This is a genomic window from Serratia sp. CY52157, from assembly GCF_052168495.1.
Taxonomy (GTDB): domain Bacteria; phylum Pseudomonadota; class Gammaproteobacteria; order Enterobacterales; family Enterobacteriaceae; genus Serratia; species Serratia ureilytica.
Genome location: NZ_JBJNMO010000001.1, coordinates 1,290,574 through 1,309,352 on the forward strand (window position 1 = coordinate 1,290,574; position 18,779 = coordinate 1,309,352).

Sequence of the window (18,779 nt, forward strand, 5' to 3'; positions counted from 1 at the left end):
TCTTGACACCACACATCTCACGAACCTATCCCAACAGGCTTTCCGGCCTGCTGTTTGTCTAGCCTGATGGGATAGGTTCTAAACACAGGAGTTGGACAGGCATGGGCACTACCACAATGGGCGTGAAACTCGACGAGGCAACACGCGACCGGATCAAGAGCGCCGCGCAGCGCATCGATCGCACGCCGCACTGGCTCATCAAGCAGGCCATCTTTAATTACCTCGAGCGTCTCGAGAGCGGTACCGATATTCCTGAAATTCCAGCGCTGGCCGCAGCGGGCCAGCCTGAAGCGGACGACATTATGCCGCAAGCGCAGGAAGAGTCACACCAGCCATTCCTCGATTTCGCCGAACAAATTCTGCCGCAGTCGGTGACCCGCGCCGCCATCACCGCCGCGTATCGCCGCCCGGAGACCGAAGCGGTGCCGATGTTGCTCGAACAGGCGCGATTACCCGCCGATCTTGCACAGGCCACTCACAAAATGGCCTACGGCATCGCCGAGAAGTTGCGTAACCAAAAAAGTGCAAACGGCCGCGCCGGCATGGTGCAAGGCCTGCTGCAAGAGTTCTCCCTCTCCTCGCAGGAAGGCGTGGCGCTGATGTGCCTGGCGGAAGCGCTGCTGCGCATTCCGGACAAACCGACCCGCGATGCCCTGATCCGCGACAAGATCAGCAACGGCAACTGGCACTCGCACCTGGGGCGCAGCCCGTCGCTGTTCGTCAACGCCGCCACCTGGGGCCTGCTGTTCACCGGCAAGCTGGTGTCGACCCATAACGAAGCCAATCTGTCTCGCTCGCTGAACCGCATTATCAGCAAGAGCGGCGAGCCGCTGATCCGCAAAGGCGTGGACATGGCGATGCGCCTGATGGGCGAGCAGTTCGTGACCGGCGAAACCATCGCCGAGGCGCTGGCCAACGCGCGCAAACTGGAAGAAAAAGGCTTCCGCTACTCCTACGACATGCTGGGGGAAGCCGCCCTGACCGAAGCCGACGCCCAGGCCTACCTGGTTTCCTATCAGCAGGCTATCCACGCCATCGGCAAAGCCTCCAATGGCCGCGGCATCTATGAAGGCCCCGGCATCTCCATCAAGCTGTCCGCCCTGCACCCGCGCTACAGCCGCGCGCAGTACGAACGCGTGATGGAAGAGCTTTACCCGCGCCTGCTGTCGCTGACCCTGCAGGCACGCCAGTACGATATCGGCATCAATATCGACGCCGAAGAGGCCGACCGTCTGGAGATCTCGCTCGATCTGCTCGAGAAGCTGTGCTTCGAACCGCAGTTGGCCGGCTGGAACGGCATCGGCTTCGTGATTCAGGCCTACCAGAAACGCTGCCCATTCGCCATCGACGCAGTGATCGACATGGCGCAACGCAGCCGCCGTCGCCTGATGATCCGTCTGGTGAAAGGCGCCTACTGGGACAGCGAAATCAAACGCGCCCAGATGGACGGCCTGGAAGGCTACCCGGTTTACACCCGCAAGGTGTACACCGACGTTTCCTATCTGGCCTGCGCCCGCAAGCTGCTGTCGGTGCCGAACCTGATCTATCCGCAGTTCGCGACCCACAACGCCCATACGCTGAGCGCCATTTATCACCTGGCCGGCAACAACTACTACCCTGGCCAGTATGAGTTCCAGTGCCTGCACGGCATGGGTGAACCGCTGTACGAACAGGTGGTGGGCAAAGTGGCCGACGGCAAACTGAACCGCCCTTGCCGCATCTACGCGCCGGTCGGCACCCATGAAACGCTGCTGGCTTACCTGGTGCGCCGCCTGCTGGAAAACGGCGCCAATACCTCGTTCGTCAACCGCATTGCCGACGCCACCCTGCCGCTCGACGAGCTGGTGGCCGATCCGGTCAGCGCCGTGGAAGCGCTGGCGGCCAGCGAAGGTCAAATTGGCCTGCCGCATCCGCGCATCCCGCTGCCGCGCGAGCTGTACGGCGAGAAGCGCACCAACTCCAGCGGTCTGGATCTGTCCAACGAACAGCGTCTGGCTTCGCTGTCCAGCGCCCTGCTCACCAGCGCCAGCCATCCATGGCGCGCGGAACCGATCATCGACGCCGAGTTGGATCAGGGCGTCGAACAGCCGGTGATCAACCCGGCCGAGCCGGGCGATGTGGTCGGCTACGTGCGTGAAGCCACCGAAGGCGAAGTCAGCCGCGCGCTCGACGCCGCCGCGGCCGCCGGCCCAATCTGGTTCGCCACACCGCCGACGGAGCGCGCCGCGATCCTCGAACGTGCCGCCGAGCTGATGGAAAGCCAACTGCAAAGCCTGCTGGGCATTCTGGTGCGCGAAGCGGGTAAAACCTTCAACAACGCCATCGCCGAAGTGCGTGAAGCGGTCGATTTCCTGCACTACTACGCCGGCCAGGTGCGCGACGATTTCGCCAACGACAGCCACCGCCCGCTGGGCCCGGTGGTCTGTATCAGCCCGTGGAACTTCCCGCTGGCGATCTTCACCGGCCAAATCGCCGCCGCGCTGGCGGCGGGCAACAGCGTGCTGGCCAAACCGGCTGAGCAAACGCCGCTGGTGGCCGCGCAGGCGGTGCGTATCCTGCTGGAAGCCGGCATTCCGCAAGGCGTGCTGCAGCTGCTGCCGGGCCAGGGTGAAACCGTCGGCTCAACGCTGGTTAACGACGCCCGCGTCCGCGGCGTGATGTTTACCGGCTCCACCGACGTCGCCGGCATTCTGCAGCGCAGCATCGCCGGCCGTCTGGATCCGCAAGGCCGTCCGACGCCGCTGATCGCCGAAACCGGCGGCCTGAACGCCATGATCGTCGACTCCTCCGCCCTGACCGAACAGGTGGTGACCGACGTGGTGGCCTCCGCCTTCGACAGCGCCGGGCAGCGTTGCTCCGCGCTGCGTATCCTGTGCATTCAGGAAGACGTGGCCGAGCACACGCTGCAAATGCTGCGCGGCGCGATGGCCGAATGCCGCATGGGCAACCCGGAACGCCTGTCCACCGACGTGGGCCCGGTGATCGACGCCGAAGCCAAAACCGGCATCGAACGCCACATCCAGGCAATGCGCGCCAAAGGCCGCAAGGTGTACCAGGCCGCCAAAGGCAGCGCGCAGGATGAGAAAGAGTGGGCGCGCGGCACCTTCATCAAGCCGACGCTGATCGAGCTCGACAGCTTCGACGAGCTGCAGAAAGAGATCTTCGGCCCGGTGCTGCACGTGGTGCGCTTCCAGCGCAACAATCTGGACGCGCTGGTCGATCAGATCAACGCCGCCGGTTATGGCCTGACGTTGGGCATTCACACCCGTATCGATGAAACCATCGCCCGGGTGACCGAACGCGCCAAGGTCGGCAACCTGTACGTCAACCGCAACATGGTCGGCGCAGTGGTCGGCGTGCAGCCGTTCGGCGGCGAAGGCCTGTCGGGCACCGGCCCGAAAGCCGGCGGCCCGCTGTACCTGTACCGTCTGCTGGCCAACCGTCCGGACGACGCGCTGCAACGTACGCTGCACCGCCAGGACGAAGAGCGCCCGATGGAAGCCACCGCGCGGCCGCAGCTGCTGGGCGCGCTGCAATCGCTGGAGAAGTGGGCGGTCACCAGCCAACAAGGCGAACTGGCGGCATTGGCGCAACGTTATGCGGAACTGGGCCAAGGCGGCACCGTACGTCCGCTGCCGGGCCCGACCGGCGAGCGCAACACCTATGCCCTGCTGCCGCGTGAACGCGTGCTGTGCCTGGCGGATAACGAAACCGACGCGCTGATCCAGCTGGCCGCCGTGCTGGCGGTTGGCAGCTGCGCGCTGTGGCCGGAAGCGGAACTGCAACGCAATCTGTTCCGCCGCTTGCCGAACGATGTGCAGGCGCGCATCGCCTTCAGCAAAGACTGGCAGCAGGACAAGGTCGAGTTCGACGCCGCCATCTACCACGGCGATGCCGACCAGCTGCGCACCCTGTGCGAGCAGATCGCCCAGCGCGGCGGCGCCATCGTCTCGGTGCAGGGCTTCGCCCACGGTGAAACCAACATCCTGTTGGAACGCCTGCTGATCGAACGTTCCCTGAGCGTCAACACCGCCGCTGCCGGCGGTAACGCCAGCCTGATGACCATCGGTTAACGCATCCTCAAGGCTGCACGCGTTGCAGCCTGATAGGCTTACCGCTAGGCAAACCCTGCACTCGTGCAGGGTTTTTTATTGTCCGCAGGCCGATCGGCCGTTAGCGTCTTGTTATCCTTACAGGGTGGGGCGTCGCTCATGGACGATGGATTACTCTGCTTGAAAGCCGCGTCAGAGCGCTACGAAACGCATTGGCTTTCGGGTTCGGTAATATCCGGGATACGGCAGCCGCAGCGGATTTCTCGCCGCCGCCGCGCGAAACGAATGGTTGAAAGCGGAGTGAATGCGGTCGGGGGAAACGCCCCCGCCGCCTTATTGATTCCGGAACTTGTCGAGGAATTGCTGGGTGCGCTGATGCTGCGGATTGGCGAACAGCGCTTTCGCCGGGCCCTGTTCGACGATGCGGCCGTGATCCATAAAGATAACCCGATCGGCCACGTCGCGAGCGAAGCTCATCTCATGGGTGACGATCACCATGGTGCGTTTCTCTTCCGCCAGTGAGCGCATGGTATTGAGCACTTCCCCCACCAGCTCGGGATCGAGCGCCGACGTCGGCTCGTCGAACAAAATCACCTCCGGCTGCATCGCCAGCGCGCGCGCGATAGCCACCCGCTGCTGCTGCCCGCCGGACAGCCGACGCGGATAAGCCGCCTCTTTGCCGCTCAGGCCCACTTTGGCCAGCAACGCGCGAGCGCGCTGTTCGGCGCTGGCTTTCGCCTCGCCTTTAACGATAACCGGCCCTTCAATGATGTTTTCCAGCACCGAACGGTGCGGAAACAGGTTGAAGTTCTGGAACACGAAACCGACCTGCTGACGCAGCGCGCGCACCTGATTTTTCTGTTTGCTCAGCGGCTTGCTGCCGTCGATCCGGATATCGCCGACGCGGATGGTGCCGGAATCCGGTTCCTCCAGCAGGTTGATGCAGCGCAACAAGGTGGTTTTCCCGGAACCGCTCGGCCCGATGATCGCCACCACTTCGCCGGCGTCAACCGCCAGATCGATCCCATGCAGCACCGTCTGACCCTTGAACTGCTTGGTCAATTGCTTAACTTCAATGGCACTCATGCGCTACTCCTGATCCTGGCGATTAACGTGGGCTTCCAGACGGTTTTGCAGTGCGGAAAGCAGGGTCGCCATCACCCAGTAAATCAGCGATGCCGCCAGGTACATGGTGAACACTTCCAGCGTGCGCGAGGTGATGAGCTGCGCCTGGCGGAACAGTTCCGGCACCTGAATGGTGGCGGCCAGCGAGGTGTCTTTCACCAGGCCGATAAAACTGTTGCCCAGCGGCGGCAAGGCGGTGCGCGCCGCCTGCGGCAAGATCACCCGGCGCAGAGTTTGCCAACGGGTCATGCCGATGCTGGCGGCGGCTTCCCACTGCCCTTTATCGATCGACGAAATCGCCGCGCGCAGCGTTTCTGAGGTGTAAGCGGCGGTATTGAGCGACAGGCCAATCAGCGCCGCCGGGAAGGGATCGAATTCAACGCCGAACTGCGGCAGACCATAGTAGATCATAAACAGCTGGGCGATCAGCGGCGTGCCGCGGAACAGCGATACGTAAATGCGCGACAGCCACGACAGCGGCCAAAGCGGCGAAAGGCGCATCAGCGCCAGCAGAAAACCAAGCAACAGGCCGAACGCCATGCCGCCCAGGCTAAGCTGGAGCGTCAGTATGGCGCCTTTCAATAAAAATGGCGCTGAATCCAGCGCCAGTTGAATACTTTCGTGCATTATTTAGTTACGTCCGCGCCAAACCATTTCTCGGAGATCTTCGCCAGCGTGCCGTCTTTTTGCATCTCGGCGATCGCCTGGTCAATCGCGGCCAGCAGCTCTGGGTTATTCTTGCGCAGCGCCACGCCGGACTCCTGGCGGGAGAATGCCGGGCCGGCCACCGCCAGCGTATCGCCGGTTTTCTTCACCAGATCCAGCGCCGCCAGACGGTCCACCAGAATGGCGTTGATACGGCCGACGCGCAGATCCTGATACTTGGTCGGATCATCGTCGTAAGTGCGCACGTCTACACCTTGCACGTTCGCACGCAGCCATTGCTCATAGTTGGTGCCCAGGCCAACGCCGACCTTCTTGCCCTTCAGGTCTTCCGGCTTGGTGATCGTGCCTTCGTTGCCCTTTTTCACCAGCGCCTGAATGCCGGAAACGGTGTAAGGGGTGGAGAAGTCATATTTCTTCTTGCGCTCATCGGAGATTGTCACCTGGTTGATCACCACGTCGATGCGTTTTGACTCCAGCGACGCCAGCATGCCGTCCCACTTGGTCGGGTTCAGCTTGGCTTTCACGCCCAGATGTTGCGCCAGCGCGTTGGCGAAATCCACTTCGAAACCGGTCAATTTGCCGTCTTCACCCTGGAAGCTGAACGGCGGATAGGTGCCTTCCAGCCCAACGATCAGCGTGCCGCGCTGTTTCACCTGCTGCAGCAGGTTATCGGCGGCGTAGGTTTGCGTCGTCACACCGGCGGCCAACGCAATACCCACCACGCCCAACAACCATTGACGACGAACTTTCGCAAACATCATAAACACCCCTGTGTGTTATTTATCTTTTTTGATATCAGCACTTTAACAGTGCGACCGCCCGCATAAAGGAATATAACTTTATAAATATAGTTCAAAATGGAATAACAAGCGGCATTTACACCTGCGGATGGTAGGCGAACAGCGCCGGCGCACCGCCGGTGTGAACGAACAGGATGGGCCCTTCGTCGCGGAAACGCCGCTGGGCGATGCCGTCGATCAAACCGGCCATCGCTTTGCCGGTATATACCGGATCCAGCAATACCCCTTCTTGCTGCGCCAGCAGCTGCACCGCCGCCATGCCTTCTTCATTCGGCATGCCGTACTGCGGCGCGAAGTAATCGTCCCACAGCGCGATCGGCGCCAGTTCGTCGATATTCAGTGAACAGGCCAGGGCTTTCTGGATTTGTTCCACCTTCGGCAACTGATCGATCACGGTGCGCGAGACCGTCACGCCGATCAACTCGGTTTCGGGCAGCAGCTGTTGCAGCCCCACCGCCAGCCCGGCGTGGGTGCCTGCGCTGCCGGACGCCACCACCACCGAACTGAACGCCACGTTGCTGCGTTGGCTCTGTTCGGCGATTTCCAATGCGCACTGCACGTATCCCAGCGCGCCCAGCGCATTGGAGCCGCCCACCGGCACCACGTAAGGCCGGAAGCCCTGCGCCTCGAGGCGCGTCGCCAGCTCCGCCAGCTGCTGCTGCGGATCGTGCAGCGCTTCGCACATCACCACTTCGGCGTTGAACAAGCCGAGCAACAGGCGGTTGCCGTTGGTCAGGTAGTTTTCCGCGCGGGTATCGATAGGGTTTTCCAGCAGCGCGACACAGTGCAGGCCCAGTTTCGCCGCCACCGCCGCCGTCTGGCGCACGTGATTGGATTGAATGGCGCCGGCGGTAACCAGCGTATCGGCGCCTTGCCTCAGCGCATCGGCAGCCAGAAACTCAAGCTTTCTCAGCTTGTTGCCGCCCAGGGCCATAGGGGTGACATCGTCACGTTTAAGGTAGATTTCACGGCCGAGATAATCGGAGAGACGGGACAGCTTTTCCAGCGGCGTGGCGACGCCAACCAGATCCAGACGCGGAAATTGCGCCAGTTGTTGTTGCAGGTTCACTACTTCCCCCCAGGGAATCGAGTATCAACATCTGATAACCGATAGATTTAGCAGATGTGAACTGAATAATCATCCTTTATCACGGGGGGATCCGCAGACCCCGGCCCAGCGGCCGGGGAAAATCTCAGTAGCTGCGCTGCCAGGCGAGATACTGATCGTATTTGCGCAGCGCAATGCGGTAGTTGTTGTGCGCTGCGGTAGGCAGATCGTCGATAATGCGCTGATGGCTGGCGCAGTTGGCGAACTTGTCCGCCGGGTAATTACGCGCCACCAGCATTTCGTCCAGCCGGCGCAGCCGCACCACGTACTCGCGAATGGTGCTGTGGCTCATCTCGGTCTGTTCGAACAGATACTGCTTGAACGCCATGATGTCGAAATAGCTCGGGTGGCTGTTGCAGGAAATCTCGCTGCAAAAGCGGCACAGTGCGGTCAGCTCATGCTGCACGTTTTGCCAGACCGCATCGTCGATCGGCTGATCCATGCGCGCGATGGCTTCTTTATTGATTATCTTGCCGCGAAACACCAGCGCCATGCGGTCCAACAATTTACCGCACTGGGAGCAATGGGTCTGGCTGTGCTTGTAATCTTTCAGGTAACGGCTAAGCGGCCGTTTCTTCAACAGTATTCCTGGCATAAGGGGCAGTCCGATTGTCGCATGAGTCATCGAGTTGAGGGGGCGGCAGCCCGCCGTCAGGTATCGTTCGCCAGCCGCGCACGCAGCCGTTTGATCGCCTGACTGTGCAGTTGACTGACGCGGGATTCCCCGACGTCCAGCACGGCGCCGATCTCTTTGAGATTCAACTCTTCCTGGTAATACAGCGTCAGCACCATTTTTTCGCGCTCCGGCAACGCCTCGATGGCGTCGATCACTCGCTGGCGCAGGCTACCTTCCAACAGGTGATGCAGCGGGTTGGCCTCTTCATGCCCTTCCAGCATCGGTTCCGCGTTTTCGCCATGCTCCTCGCGCCATTCGTCGTAAGAGAAAAGCTGGCTGTTATTGGTGTCCAACAGAATTTGACGGTACTCATCCAGCGAGATATTCAGCGTCTGCGCCACTTCCGTCTCGCTCGCCGGCCGGCCATAACGCTGTTCCAGTTGCCGCATCACCTGCGCGACCTCGCGCGCGTGGCGCCGCACGCTGCGCGGCACCCAGTCGCGGCTGCGCAGCTCGTCGAGCATCGCGCCGCGAATGCGCTGCACCGCATAGGTGGTAAAGGCGGTTCCCTGTAGGGCGTCATAACGCTCAACGGCGTTCAATAACCCGATTCCCCCGGCCTGCAGCAAGTCGTCAAGCTCCACGCTGGCGGGCAACCTGACCTGCAGGCGCAGCGCCTCGTGGCGCACTAATGGGACGTAGCGCAGCCAGAGAGAATTTTTGTCCATCACGCCTTCGGCGGTATACAGATCGCTCACTATGTCTTAAACCTGCGGATAAGAGAGTCAGCGCTATTATGCGTAGGGGGCGAAATGCCAATCGGCTGAACAGTCGCACAAAACGGGCTTTATTTGCGCCATGTAATAACCGCGCGGTGCGCGAGCATAAAAAAACCCCGCCGAAGCGGGGTTTCTTTGCGACAGTTAATCGGGAGAGACGATTAACGCAGCAGGGACAGAACGTTCTGAGTTGACTGGTTAGCCTGTGCCAGAACAGAGGTGCCAGCCTGTTGCAGGATATTGGCACGGCTCATGTTGGACACTTCGGTCGCGTAGTCAGCATCCTGAATACGGGACTGAGAAGCGGACAGGTTGTTCACGGTGCTGTTCAGGTTGTTGATAACAGAATCGAAACGGTTCTGTACCGCACCCAGGGAAGAACGCAGGCCGTCAACCTGTGCCAGCGCTTTGTCCAGGGTAGCCAGTGGATCTTTAACGTCAGTAACGTCAGTACCCTTGGTTACAACGCCTTTGTCGTCGATTTTCGCAGTGGCGTAGGTTTTTGCGCCAGTCGCTGCATCAGTAGTCTGAATGTAGTAACCTTCTTTACCGTCTTTGTCTTTACCGGAAACCAGAGTCGCTTTCTCTAAAGCGCCACCAGCTTTGGAAGATTCAGCCAGGTCGAAAGCAACATCTTTACCGGTGTCATCTTTAACCATGGCTTTATCGGCAACTGCAGAGCCAATTTTGGTGCCTTTTTCAGTTACATCGAAACCAGTCAGACCCAGTTTGCCAGAATCGATCTTCTGCAGGTCGATATCGATGGTTTCACCGTCGTTAGCGCCAACCTGAATGGTCAGTTTCTGATCGCTGCTCAGCACTTTCACGCCGTTGAAGTCAGTCTGCTCGGAGATACGGTTGATTTCCGACATGCGCTGAGTGATTTCGTCCTGGATGGATTTCAGGTCGCTGGTGGAGTTAGAACCGTTCTGCGCCTGTACGGTCAGACGACGGATGTTCTGCAGGTTGTCGTTAACTTCGTTCAGTGCGCCTTCAGTGGTCTGCGCCAGAGAGATACCGTCGTTGGCGTTACGGGAAGCCTGAGTCAGGCCTTTGATGTTAGCGGTGAAACGGTTGGAGATCGCCTGACCCGCAGCATCGTCTTTCGCGCTGTTGATACGCAGACCGGAAGACAGACGCTCAATCGCAGTGCCCAGAGAAGACTGAGATTTGTTCAGGTTGTTCTGCGCCATCAGAGACAGGCTGTTAGTGTTGATTACTTGTGCCATTGTTTGCTTTCCTTACGAGTCAGTTGCGTTCTTCGCAACACAGTTAAAAGGTTCGGGCTTGTTTGCCCACGGCGTCAACCACCGTCCCCTCAGGTATCGGCCCTCCCCTAACAACCTTTAGAATTTTTTTAATTTTTTTTGCGTCCGCCGCAATGGCGGAAATAACGCGGTTTTTCCCTCTTCTATTGCGCCATCGGTTTTTTGTTTTTTTCGGTAAACTTTTTCATCACTGGGCCGATAACGCGTAAAGCGAATAAAGTCATAATCAAGGAGAATTACCCATGGCAACGATCAGTTCATTAGGTCTCGGCTCAGGACTCGACCTCAATGGCCTGCTGGACAAGCTGACCAAAGCGGAACAACAGCGCCTGACCCCTTACACCACCAAACAATCCAGCTATAAAGCCCAGTTGACCGGTTACGGCACGCTGAAGGGCGCGTTGGAAAAATTCGACAACCTCAGCAAAGAGATGGCGAAAGAGGACTTCTTCAAGGCCACCACCGCCACCGAACACGACGCCTTCAAGATCACCACCAACGCCAAGGCGGTGCCGGGCAACTATGTGGTGGAAGTGAAGAACCTGGCGCAGGCGCAAACCCTGACCACTCAGGCGAAAGTCAGCGACCAGGGCGCCAAGTTAGGCACCGAAGGCGCCACCGACCGTTCCCTGACCATCACCGCCGGCAACCCGCCGAAAGCCACCAAAATCCCGCTGAGCGACGATCAAACCTCGCTGGTTGAGATGCGCGACGCCATCAACGGCGCCAAGGCCGGCGTCACCGCCAGCATCATGCGCGTCGGCGACAACGACTACCAGCTGGCGATCAGCTCTTCCACCACCGGCGAAAACAACAAGATCTCCCTCCAGGTCGACAATGACGACAAACTGGGCGATATCCTGAACTACAACGCCACCCGCGGCACCACCACCGCCATGAAGCAGACGGTCGCGCCGCAGGACGCGGAGCTGATGGTGAACGGCACGGCCATCAAACGCAGCACCAACTCGATCAGCGATGCCCTGCAGGGCGTCACCATCGATCTGAAAACCAAAACCAAAACCGATGAACCGCAACACCTGGTGATCAGCACCAACACCGCCGGCACCACCGACAAGATCAAAGAGTGGGTCGACAGCTATAACTCGCTGCTGGACACCTTCAACTCGCTGTCCAAGTTCACCCCGGTGAAAACCGGCGAAGCGCCAAACCCAACCAACGGCCCGCTGCTGGGCGACAACACCCTGCGCGGCATTCAGTCGTCGATCAAAAGCGCGCTGAGCGCCGCCCAGGACAACCCGGAGTTGAAAGGCCTGGGCAACCTCGGCATTTCCACCAACACCAAAACCGGCAAGTTGGAAATCGACAGCGCCAAGCTGAAGAAAGCGATGGATGAGAAGCCGGATCAGGTCAGCAACTTCTTCGTCGGTAACGGCAAAGACACCGGCATGGCCACCGAGATCCACAACGAGATCCAGAACTACATCAAATCCGGCGGCATCATCGAGAACTCGACCAAAAGCATCAACACTAACCTCGATCGCCTGAACAGCCAGATCACCACGGTCACGGCCAGCATTCAAAACACCATCGATCGTTATAAACAACAGTTCGTTCAGCTGGATACCATGATGTCGAAAATGAACGGCACCAGTAACTATTTGGCTCAACAGTTCAAGTAACCCTTTAACAAGGCAAAGAAAACAGCATGTATAACCGTAGCGGCACTCAGGCCTATGCACAGGTCAGTCTGGAAAGCGGCGCCATGAGCGCCAGCCCGCACCAGTTAATCGTGATGTTGTTCGACGGGGCGCTCAGCGCCCTGCTTCGCGCACGCATCCTGATGAACCAGGGCGATATCGCCGGCAAAGGCATGGCGCTCTCCAAAGCCATCAACATCATCGACAACGGCCTGAAAAGCGGCCTCGATCCTCAGCAGGGCGGCGAGATCGCCGAAAACCTGGCGGCGTTATACGACTATATGAAGCGTCGCCTGATGCAGGCCAATCTGCACAACGACGAAGCGGCGATTGCCGAGGTGGTCAAACTGCTGGAAAACATCGCCGACGCCTGGCGCCAGATCGGCCCCAACTACCAACCTTCGCAGGACGCCGTGTAATGGAACGTCAACAGCAGCTGTTAGCCGCTTATCAACAAATTTACACCCTGAGCAGCCAGATGATCGCGCTGGCGCAAACCGGGCGCTGGGAAGAGCTCGTCGAGCTTGAATTCGCCTACGTGACGGCGGTGGAAAAAACCGCCGCCTTTACCGGGCAAGCCGGCCCGTCCATGGCGTTGCAGGAGATGTTGCGCAATAAGCTGCAACAGATCCTCGACAACGAAACCGAGCTCAAACGTCTGTTGCAGCAACGGATGGATGAGCTGAAAACGCTTATTGAACAGTCAACGCGCCAAAACGTGGTCAACAACACCTACGGCCAGTTTCATGACCGCGCGCTGCTGCTGGGAGAGCCACAGGTCCGATAAGATCGACAATACTGACGAAAATGGATTAAATAGCACTATGCGCTATTACCCTCGGGTTACGTTAGGATATTAATCTATGGCATTTGAATTATTCAGTTTATGGGTAATTGGTAAAATGCGCACTTCGAGCCTGGCTCTCACTTTAATGGATAAACATCATCCCGACACGGACGTTTTCTGTTCATCAGGAAATTGATTTTTGATAGATAAAACTCGCCGCTGTGTTTCACGGCCCATGGAAAAATGTTGCTCCAGCGCGGATCAAAGCGTAAAGATATTCCCAGATAATGGCTGCGAAATGAATATCGATGGAACGTACAATTAATCTCTGTCCTGGAATTGGCGCCTCAGCGCACATCATTCAGTATACTGAATTATTATTCCCTTCAGTCTATTTTGAGCAACCACATCTGTATCTGATACAACAAGGCCATAAGCGCGTACGCTGGCAACAACACGAAGTGGTCGCTCATCCCGGCGAGCTGTTGATTATCGACGGCGGGCAAACGGTGGACATTATTAACGGCCCGTCCGAAGACGGCGTATTCAGTTGCCAACTGCTGACCTGCGATCCCCTGTTGCTCACCGTCCAACCTCCGGCCGAGGAAACGCCGGCGGCGATGCCGTTCGATGCCGTCCTGGCGCTGCGCAATCTGCCCTGCGCCCTAAAGCACAGTTTTGAAACCACCGGCCTGGCGCTGACGCTGCGGCAACGCTTTCCCACCATCATCGTGCGGCACAAAATGCTGGAAATTCTGCTGTGGCTGGCCCAATTCGGCATTCGCTTTATTCACAACGAAGCCAAGGATCTGACGCAGCGGGTGCGTCGCTGCCTGGCGACCGATCCGCACAGCATTTGGACGGCGGCCAAAGTCGCGGAGAGCCTGTCGATGAGTGAAGTGATGTTGCGCCGCAAACTGTCGATGGAAAACACCGCGTTGCGCAACCTGATGATCGACGTCCGGATGAGCAGCGCGCTGGCCCTGCTGCAATCGACCGACTGGCCGATTTCCGCCATCGCGCAGCATGTGGGTTATGAAAGCGCGTCGCGTTTCGCCGAACGTTTTCGCAAACGCTTCGGTTTCGCGCCTACCGCCATTCGCGGCCACCAAAGGATTATGGAACCGGCCATCGAATAGACTTATGGGGCCGGTTAATCAATTATTGTCTCACCCAGATCAACCAGGAGAGGCAGGGGGGAACGGGAGAGTCTGTATAATTCCTTCTCACCGATAAATTCCCCCTCAGCGTCCCGACAGCGACGCGGGCACCTTTCCAGGATGTTCGGTTCCGCCGGAGCCTACTTATTGATGCCCCCAAACCACTGCTCAATTTACCATCACATTATTAAGGAATTTCTTATTTTAACGAGCCCCTAAAATGCGCCTGCTATACTGCCACTTCATACAAATGGGCAACATAAAAGCGAACCTAAAATGCGACGAAAAAGCACCTTCATCGAAAAATTAAAGTCTGTGGCAGAAACATTGATTCTCACAACATGCCTTATGTGGCTTCTTTATGAATCATTACAATGGTCACTTGCTCTTGGCGAACTTTAATTAGAAAATCTAATCAATCACTCATCAGTACTCTTTCTGCGCTCACATCATCAGAACACGCCTCCCTATTTCATGGTCTTTCTGGCGAGCCCCATCGGCCAAAATCATTAGCGAACCTATCCAATCATTCGCAGACTACTTAACATACTCTATAACCCTATGAATATGTTGTTATTAATGATGGATTTTTCCAGCCTGGTGAAGTAAGATATCGCGCGCCTCCCTGCTTTTTATAACTAATTAAATCTTAAGCCAGGTGATGGTACACAGGATAAGTAATTTAGGGAATATAATGTGAACATATTAAGTTTTGTTTGGCTGGCTCTTGCTTTCGCCACTTTTTTCCTACACCACAGAACTATTTTTGCCCTGCTGATACTGGCTTCAATATTTCAATCAAGCGCTATTATCAATACAGGGAATAATAGCCTGCCTGTATTTTATTTCATTGAACTAGTGTTGATTATAAGGTTTATTTTCACCTCCAAGGACAGTGAGTCCGTGTTGAACATCAAGCACAGGGTCTTTATTCAATCCTTGGCGTTGATTATACTATTTTGGTTCACTACTTATGCCTTCACCCATCTATTTGAGGGAATGAGAGTCTACTCCTCTGCTTATAGCTTTGAAGCTAACTATGCAAATAAAGGCTTCTCGCTTATATGGGGGAACAACAATGTTAAACAACTGGCGCTGATTACTCTAAACCTATTGACGTTGTATGTTATTTATGTAAAACGCCATGAAATAACGGCAGAGTATGCACTAAGAGTCATCATTTTCACTACGCTGGTCTTCTCCGCTTACTGCTTAGTCTGGCTTCTGGCCAGACCGGTCGCGCATGCTATACAGGTTATAATGTATAATAGTATGCATAATGCCAATGCTATTTTCGACTCCAGACTGAGCGGCACCTTTGGTGAGCCTTCATTCGCCGGTATTTTCATCGGCGCAACGATAGTCCCTCTCTTGATGGCCAAGGGATTCCGATTGAAACTGCTCTCTATCTTAATGATGCTTTTCCTGATTAAAAATGGCTCTACATCAGGTTATTTCACCCTACTTACATCACTGTGTGGCACATTCATTTTCAGCCCGCGTTTCAATCTGGTAAAGAAAGTTCTATTTTCAATTTCACTCATCATTGTTTCAAAGCTCACTTTTATTTTATTCCTGGATAAAATAACAGCGTATGCAGATAAAAAAGCGCAAACGGTCTCTAACCTCGTCCGTTCTGCCTCCAACTACAATGCTCTTGAAATTATGTACAATACATTTGGGCTGGGAGCTGGCATCGGCAGCGTGCGAATCTCATCTCTCGCGCTTTCTCTCATTGCTAACTTTGGGGTAATAGGGTCGTTCCTATTAGTCGGTTTTATCATATCCAAGATTATTCGCTCCCAAAGAAACATTATCGGCAGCGAGGCCCATTCAGTGCTTAAATTCATGCTTTTCTCGGCATTTTTAGGCTCTTGTGCTGCCAACCCCGACTACTCTTGCGGGTTCATCTGGGTGCTCATATTCTGTTGTTTATTAACGGGGAAAACACAGCCTGCGGCGCTGAGTTCGCCGCACAGCAAGTAAATCCAACGTCCGCCTGTCGTTAATGTTTGCCGATACATGCAAATTTCAGGTTATCGCGGTTCGCGTCAGCCTGATCGGCAGCTCAGCCACCAGTTTGTCCACCGCCAGCCGCACCTTGAGCGGCTGGTAAGGCATATAGGGCCACACCACGTTGACCGGGAAACTAAGGTTGGACTCACCGCGCATGATCTCCACCAACGTCCCCGCCATCAGCCGCTCGCTCACCAGCCACTCCGGCAGCCAGGCAATGCCGGCGCCGGCGCCGGCGGATATCGCATCGACGATCCCCTGCATATCATCCATCATCATCTTGGCCGGGGGGCTGAACGATTGCAGCTCACCGTTTTCGCCACGCAGCTGCCACGGCAGCACGGCGCCGGCGTGCAGATACCCCACCGCCTGATGCCGGCTTAACGCTTCCACCGTGCTCGGCTCGCCGCAGCGCCGCACGTAGTCGGGCGACGCGCACAGGAGCATGCCGTGTTCGCCCAAACGTCGGGCAACCAAACTGCCGCTGTCCGCCAGTTCGCCGATGCGCACCGCCAGATCGAATCCCTCATCGACGAGATCGATCCTGCGGTCGCTGAATGAGATTTCCAGCGTCAGTAACGGATGCTCATTCGCCAGCGCCGTCAACAAGGGCGCAATGCACAGGTGGCCGAACAGCACCGGCACCGAGACTCTGAGCCGGCCGCTGACCTGCATCTTGCCGCTGTCGAGCTGGTTTTCCGCCGCCTGAACGTTCGCCAATGCCTGTCGACAGTGTTCATAGTACAGCGCGCCTTCGTCCGTCAGGCTCAGGCTGCGCGTCGTGCGCATAAACAGCATTACGCCCAGCCGCGCCTCCAGACGCGACACGATTTTGCTGACCGCAGAACGCGTCAGATGCAGTTTCTCTGCGGCGGCGGCGAAACTGCCGCCTTCCGCTACGGCAACAAAGGCCGGCAGCGCACTCAGATCGCTTTTCATCTTAATGTTGCCAATATGGAATCAATTAGGTGAAAACCTATCACCACTGGTGAACATTAAGCAATGATAACCTGCAGTCATTCCGGAGTCCCCGGTGAAAACCACAGATTACCGTCAGAGGACAGCAGCATGAAAAAAATACTGGCTCTCAAATCCAGCATTATGGGAAATAACTCGCAGACCAATAACCTGATTGACCGCTATCTGGCGGCGCGCAAAGCGAAAGGATACGACGATCGGATCGTCGAACACGATCTGACGGCGCTGGATCTGCCGGTGTTGGACGGCGAGCTGTTCAGCGCGCTGCGCGGTGCGGAAAATGTCAGCCCGCGCGCCAAAGCCACGGTGGCGCTCTCCGATCAACTGATTGCCGAACTGAAAGAGAGCGACCTGTTGCTGATCGGGGCGCCGATGTACAACCTCAACGTGCCGACTCAGCTGAAAAACTGGTTCGATCTGGTGGCCCGCGCCCGGATGACCTTCAACTATACCGCCACCTACCCGGTGGGGCTGGTGGAAGGCGTCAATGCGGTGGTCTTCAGTTCACGCGGCGGCATACACGCCGGGCATCCGACCGACGCCGTAACGCCCTACCTGCGCTCGGTGCTGGGGCTGATGGGGATCGGCGACGTGCAATTCATCTATGCCGAAGGGCTGGACATGAAGCCGCACGGCCGCGACCAGGGGCTGGCAAGCGCCCACCAGCGCATCGTGGCGTTAGCAGGCTGAGGCAAACGCACGGCAGCATTGATTTGTTATAATATAACAAATATGATGTTCGCGTTGATGCACCTCGAACGTGCGTCGGCGCTCCTACATCACATAAATGTTTTATCGCACCTTCAGCCAGCTATTTCGATAGCTGGCTTTTTTTGTCCATCGACTGGCGTCACGGCTTCAGTCTTACCGGGCGGCGCGTTTCATTTCACGCTCGCCGGGCGACTGTGTCTTCACCGACAGCGGCGCGACAAACGCCTTCCAGTCTTTGCCGGCATCCTGATGAGGCGCCGTTTTTTGCGCCGATGGATAGTCATCATTCTGGCCGGCGCATCCAGACAACGCCATCATGGCCAGAGCAAGGCACAGCGATTTACACATTATCCTATCCCTCCTATAACCATCGCCATAGGCTAACGGCGCCAAGCCAAATTTCACTGAAAAATGGACGGTACGTTCATCACACCGGCATATTCATGATGTCCTGGTAGGCCGCCACCAGCTTGTTGCGCACCTGGACGCCCAGTTGCAAAGACACCGACGATTTCTGCAGATCGACCATCACATCATTCAGGCTGATGCCCGGCACGCCCAGCTCAAAGTCCTGCGCCTGTTTGCGCGCCGTCTGCTGGGTGTCGCTGATCTTGCCGAGCGCCGCGGTCAGTTCGCTGGCGAAGCTGACGCCCTGCGGCGCCGCATTTTGCCCCATCTTGCCGGCCTGAACCGCCATGGTCTGCATCTGCTGCAGTACCCCTTCAATGCCCTGAATCGCCATCTGGTCCTCAATCCTCTCGTCTCGCCGGGTGACGTTTTCACCCTGTACTTCTCCAATGATGCACACCCTAGCACAGCGTTTTCGGACCTAAAGCGGTTAATTAACTGCAAAAAACCCGGCTTATCGGGCAATCGGAATTGTCTGATAAGGCGAATAATGGCCTGCCCAGAAATGGGAGCGCCGCTATTTAGAAGATATGTGTATCAGGGAGTCTGTTTTGTCACACAACGCTAACCATACCGTTCATCAGCCTGGCAGGGAGCTGCTCAGCGGCCCGTACGGGATCGTGAGCGCCATTGAAGGACGAGAC

17 protein-coding genes are annotated in these 18,779 nt (G+C 57.2%); 7 read left to right on the plus strand and 10 right to left on the minus strand.

The genetic code is table 11. From position 1 onward, the window contains the following. Positions 1–101: 101 nt before the first annotated feature. Positions 102–4,073 (plus strand): trifunctional transcriptional regulator/proline dehydrogenase/L-glutamate gamma-semialdehyde dehydrogenase, encoded by a 3,972-nt coding sequence (putA, locus tag ACJ8IP_RS06160; RefSeq protein ID WP_046896608.1) that lies wholly within the window; start codon positions 102–104, stop codon positions 4,071–4,073. A gap of 312 nt (positions 4,074–4,385) precedes the next feature. Here putA and tcyN read toward each other — a convergent pair whose 3' ends face one another. The 7 genes from tcyN to ACJ8IP_RS06195 form a co-directional block, all read right to left on the minus strand. Continuing rightward, the gene (gene tcyN / locus ACJ8IP_RS06165; protein ID WP_033643496.1) at positions 4,386–5,138 is read right to left on the minus strand and encodes an L-cystine ABC transporter ATP-binding protein TcyN; all 753 of its coding nucleotides are present in this window, start codon (positions 5,136–5,138) and stop codon (positions 4,386–4,388) included. 3 nt (positions 5,139–5,141) lie between these two features. Further along, complete coding sequence (tcyL, locus tag ACJ8IP_RS06170; protein ID WP_033643498.1) at positions 5,142–5,804, minus strand: cystine ABC transporter permease; 663 nt, start codon at positions 5,802–5,804, stop codon at positions 5,142–5,144. Then, positions 5,804–6,604, minus strand: a complete 801-nt coding sequence (gene tcyJ / locus ACJ8IP_RS06175; RefSeq protein ID WP_033650878.1) for a cystine ABC transporter substrate-binding protein — start codon at positions 6,602–6,604, stop codon at positions 5,804–5,806. The genes tcyL and tcyJ overlap by 1 nt, the downstream gene beginning before the upstream one ends. Before the next feature lie 115 nt (positions 6,605–6,719). Next, positions 6,720–7,712, minus strand: coding sequence for a D-cysteine desulfhydrase (locus ACJ8IP_RS06180; RefSeq protein ID WP_033643500.1), 993 nt, complete (start codon positions 7,710–7,712; stop codon positions 6,720–6,722). A 124-nt stretch (positions 7,713–7,836) separates the two neighbouring features. Continuing rightward, a complete protein-coding gene (gene fliZ, locus ACJ8IP_RS06185; RefSeq protein WP_033643501.1) occupies positions 7,837–8,346 on the minus strand; it encodes a flagella biosynthesis regulatory protein FliZ in 510 nt (169 codons plus the stop codon). 56 nt (positions 8,347–8,402) lie between these two features. Beyond that, a complete protein-coding gene (locus tag ACJ8IP_RS06190; RefSeq protein ID WP_004934752.1) occupies positions 8,403–9,125 on the minus strand; it encodes an RNA polymerase sigma factor FliA in 723 nt (240 codons plus the stop codon). Positions 9,126–9,307: 182 nt separating this feature from the next. After that, entirely contained in the window at positions 9,308–10,375 is a 1,068-nt protein-coding gene (locus ACJ8IP_RS06195) for a flagellin FliC (RefSeq protein ID WP_042784804.1), read from the minus strand. 281 nt (positions 10,376–10,656) lie between these two features. Here ACJ8IP_RS06195 and fliD point away from each other — a divergent pair, with 281 nt between their 5' ends. The 5 genes from fliD (at position 10,657) to ACJ8IP_RS06220 (ending at position 16,008) form a co-directional block, all read left to right on the plus strand. Next, positions 10,657–12,057 (plus strand): flagellar filament capping protein FliD, encoded by a 1,401-nt coding sequence (fliD, locus tag ACJ8IP_RS06200; protein ID WP_042784806.1) that lies wholly within the window; start codon positions 10,657–10,659, stop codon positions 12,055–12,057. 26 nt (positions 12,058–12,083) lie between these two features. Further along, positions 12,084–12,494 (plus strand): flagellar export chaperone FliS, encoded by a 411-nt coding sequence (fliS, locus tag ACJ8IP_RS06205; RefSeq protein WP_004934758.1) that lies wholly within the window; start codon positions 12,084–12,086, stop codon positions 12,492–12,494. Continuing rightward, positions 12,494–12,862 carry a flagella biosynthesis regulatory protein FliT gene (gene fliT, locus ACJ8IP_RS06210; protein WP_033643504.1) on the plus strand — a complete coding sequence of 123 codons (369 nt, stop codon included), beginning with the start codon at positions 12,494–12,496 and terminating at the stop codon, positions 12,860–12,862. Before fliS ends, fliT begins: the two co-directional genes overlap by 1 nt. Positions 12,863–13,170: 308 nt before the next feature. Continuing rightward, a complete protein-coding gene (locus ACJ8IP_RS06215) occupies positions 13,171–14,001 on the plus strand; it encodes a helix-turn-helix transcriptional regulator (RefSeq protein WP_033650875.1) in 831 nt (276 codons plus the stop codon). A 717-nt stretch (positions 14,002–14,718) separates the two neighbouring features. Continuing rightward, positions 14,719–16,008, plus strand: a complete 1,290-nt coding sequence (locus ACJ8IP_RS06220) for a hypothetical protein (RefSeq protein ID WP_042784808.1) — start codon at positions 14,719–14,721, stop codon at positions 16,006–16,008. Between the two features lie 45 nt (positions 16,009–16,053). Here the strand turns inward: ACJ8IP_RS06220 and ACJ8IP_RS06225 are convergent, their stop codons facing one another. Then, a complete protein-coding gene (locus ACJ8IP_RS06225) occupies positions 16,054–16,977 on the minus strand; it encodes a LysR substrate-binding domain-containing protein (RefSeq protein ID WP_442524331.1) in 924 nt (307 codons plus the stop codon). 129 nt (positions 16,978–17,106) lie between these two features. Here ACJ8IP_RS06225 and ACJ8IP_RS06230 point away from each other — a divergent pair, with 129 nt between their 5' ends. Then, positions 17,107–17,706, plus strand: coding sequence for an FMN-dependent NADH-azoreductase (locus ACJ8IP_RS06230; RefSeq protein ID WP_033650872.1), 600 nt, complete (start codon positions 17,107–17,109; stop codon positions 17,704–17,706). 174 nt (positions 17,707–17,880) lie between these two features. On the opposite strand, the gene ACJ8IP_RS06235 is transcribed toward ACJ8IP_RS06230, so the two are convergent. Further along, positions 17,881–18,075, minus strand: coding sequence for a hypothetical protein (locus ACJ8IP_RS06235; RefSeq protein WP_033650871.1), 195 nt, complete (start codon positions 18,073–18,075; stop codon positions 17,881–17,883). A gap of 79 nt (positions 18,076–18,154) precedes the next feature. After that, positions 18,155–18,469, minus strand: a complete 315-nt coding sequence (fliE, locus tag ACJ8IP_RS06240) for a flagellar hook-basal body complex protein FliE (RefSeq protein ID WP_033643509.1) — start codon at positions 18,467–18,469, stop codon at positions 18,155–18,157. Positions 18,470–18,779 lie beyond the last annotated feature (310 nt).

Excerpts from the sequence above, each read along its gene's own strand:
- putA (WP_046896608.1), top strand. The coding sequence starts at position 102 with ATGGGCACTACCACAATGGGCGTGAAACTCGACGAGGCAACACGCGAC.
- tcyN (WP_033643496.1), bottom strand. The coding sequence starts at position 5,138 with ATGAGTGCCATTGAAGTTAAGCAATTGACCAAGCAGTTCAAGGGTCAG.
- tcyL (WP_033643498.1), bottom strand. The coding sequence starts at position 5,804 with ATGCACGAAAGTATTCAACTGGCGCTGGATTCAGCGCCATTTTTATTG.
- tcyJ (WP_033650878.1), bottom strand. The coding sequence starts at position 6,604 with ATGATGTTTGCGAAAGTTCGTCGTCAATGGTTGTTGGGCGTGGTGGGT.
- fliZ (WP_033643501.1), bottom strand. The coding sequence starts at position 8,346 with ATGCCAGGAATACTGTTGAAGAAACGGCCGCTTAGCCGTTACCTGAAA.
- ACJ8IP_RS06195 (WP_042784804.1), bottom strand. The coding sequence starts at position 10,375 with ATGGCACAAGTAATCAACACTAACAGCCTGTCTCTGATGGCGCAGAAC.
- fliD (WP_042784806.1), top strand. The coding sequence starts at position 10,657 with ATGGCAACGATCAGTTCATTAGGTCTCGGCTCAGGACTCGACCTCAAT.
- fliS (WP_004934758.1), top strand. The coding sequence starts at position 12,084 with ATGTATAACCGTAGCGGCACTCAGGCCTATGCACAGGTCAGTCTGGAA.
- fliT (WP_033643504.1), top strand. The coding sequence starts at position 12,494 with ATGGAACGTCAACAGCAGCTGTTAGCCGCTTATCAACAAATTTACACC.
- ACJ8IP_RS06215 (WP_033650875.1), top strand. The coding sequence starts at position 13,171 with ATGGAACGTACAATTAATCTCTGTCCTGGAATTGGCGCCTCAGCGCAC.
- ACJ8IP_RS06225 (WP_442524331.1), bottom strand. The coding sequence starts at position 16,977 with ATGAAAAGCGATCTGAGTGCGCTGCCGGCCTTTGTTGCCGTAGCGGAA.
- ACJ8IP_RS06230 (WP_033650872.1), top strand. The coding sequence starts at position 17,107 with ATGAAAAAAATACTGGCTCTCAAATCCAGCATTATGGGAAATAACTCG.
- ACJ8IP_RS06235 (WP_033650871.1), bottom strand. The coding sequence starts at position 18,075 with ATGTGTAAATCGCTGTGCCTTGCTCTGGCCATGATGGCGTTGTCTGGA.
- fliE (WP_033643509.1), bottom strand. The coding sequence starts at position 18,469 with ATGGCGATTCAGGGCATTGAAGGGGTACTGCAGCAGATGCAGACCATG.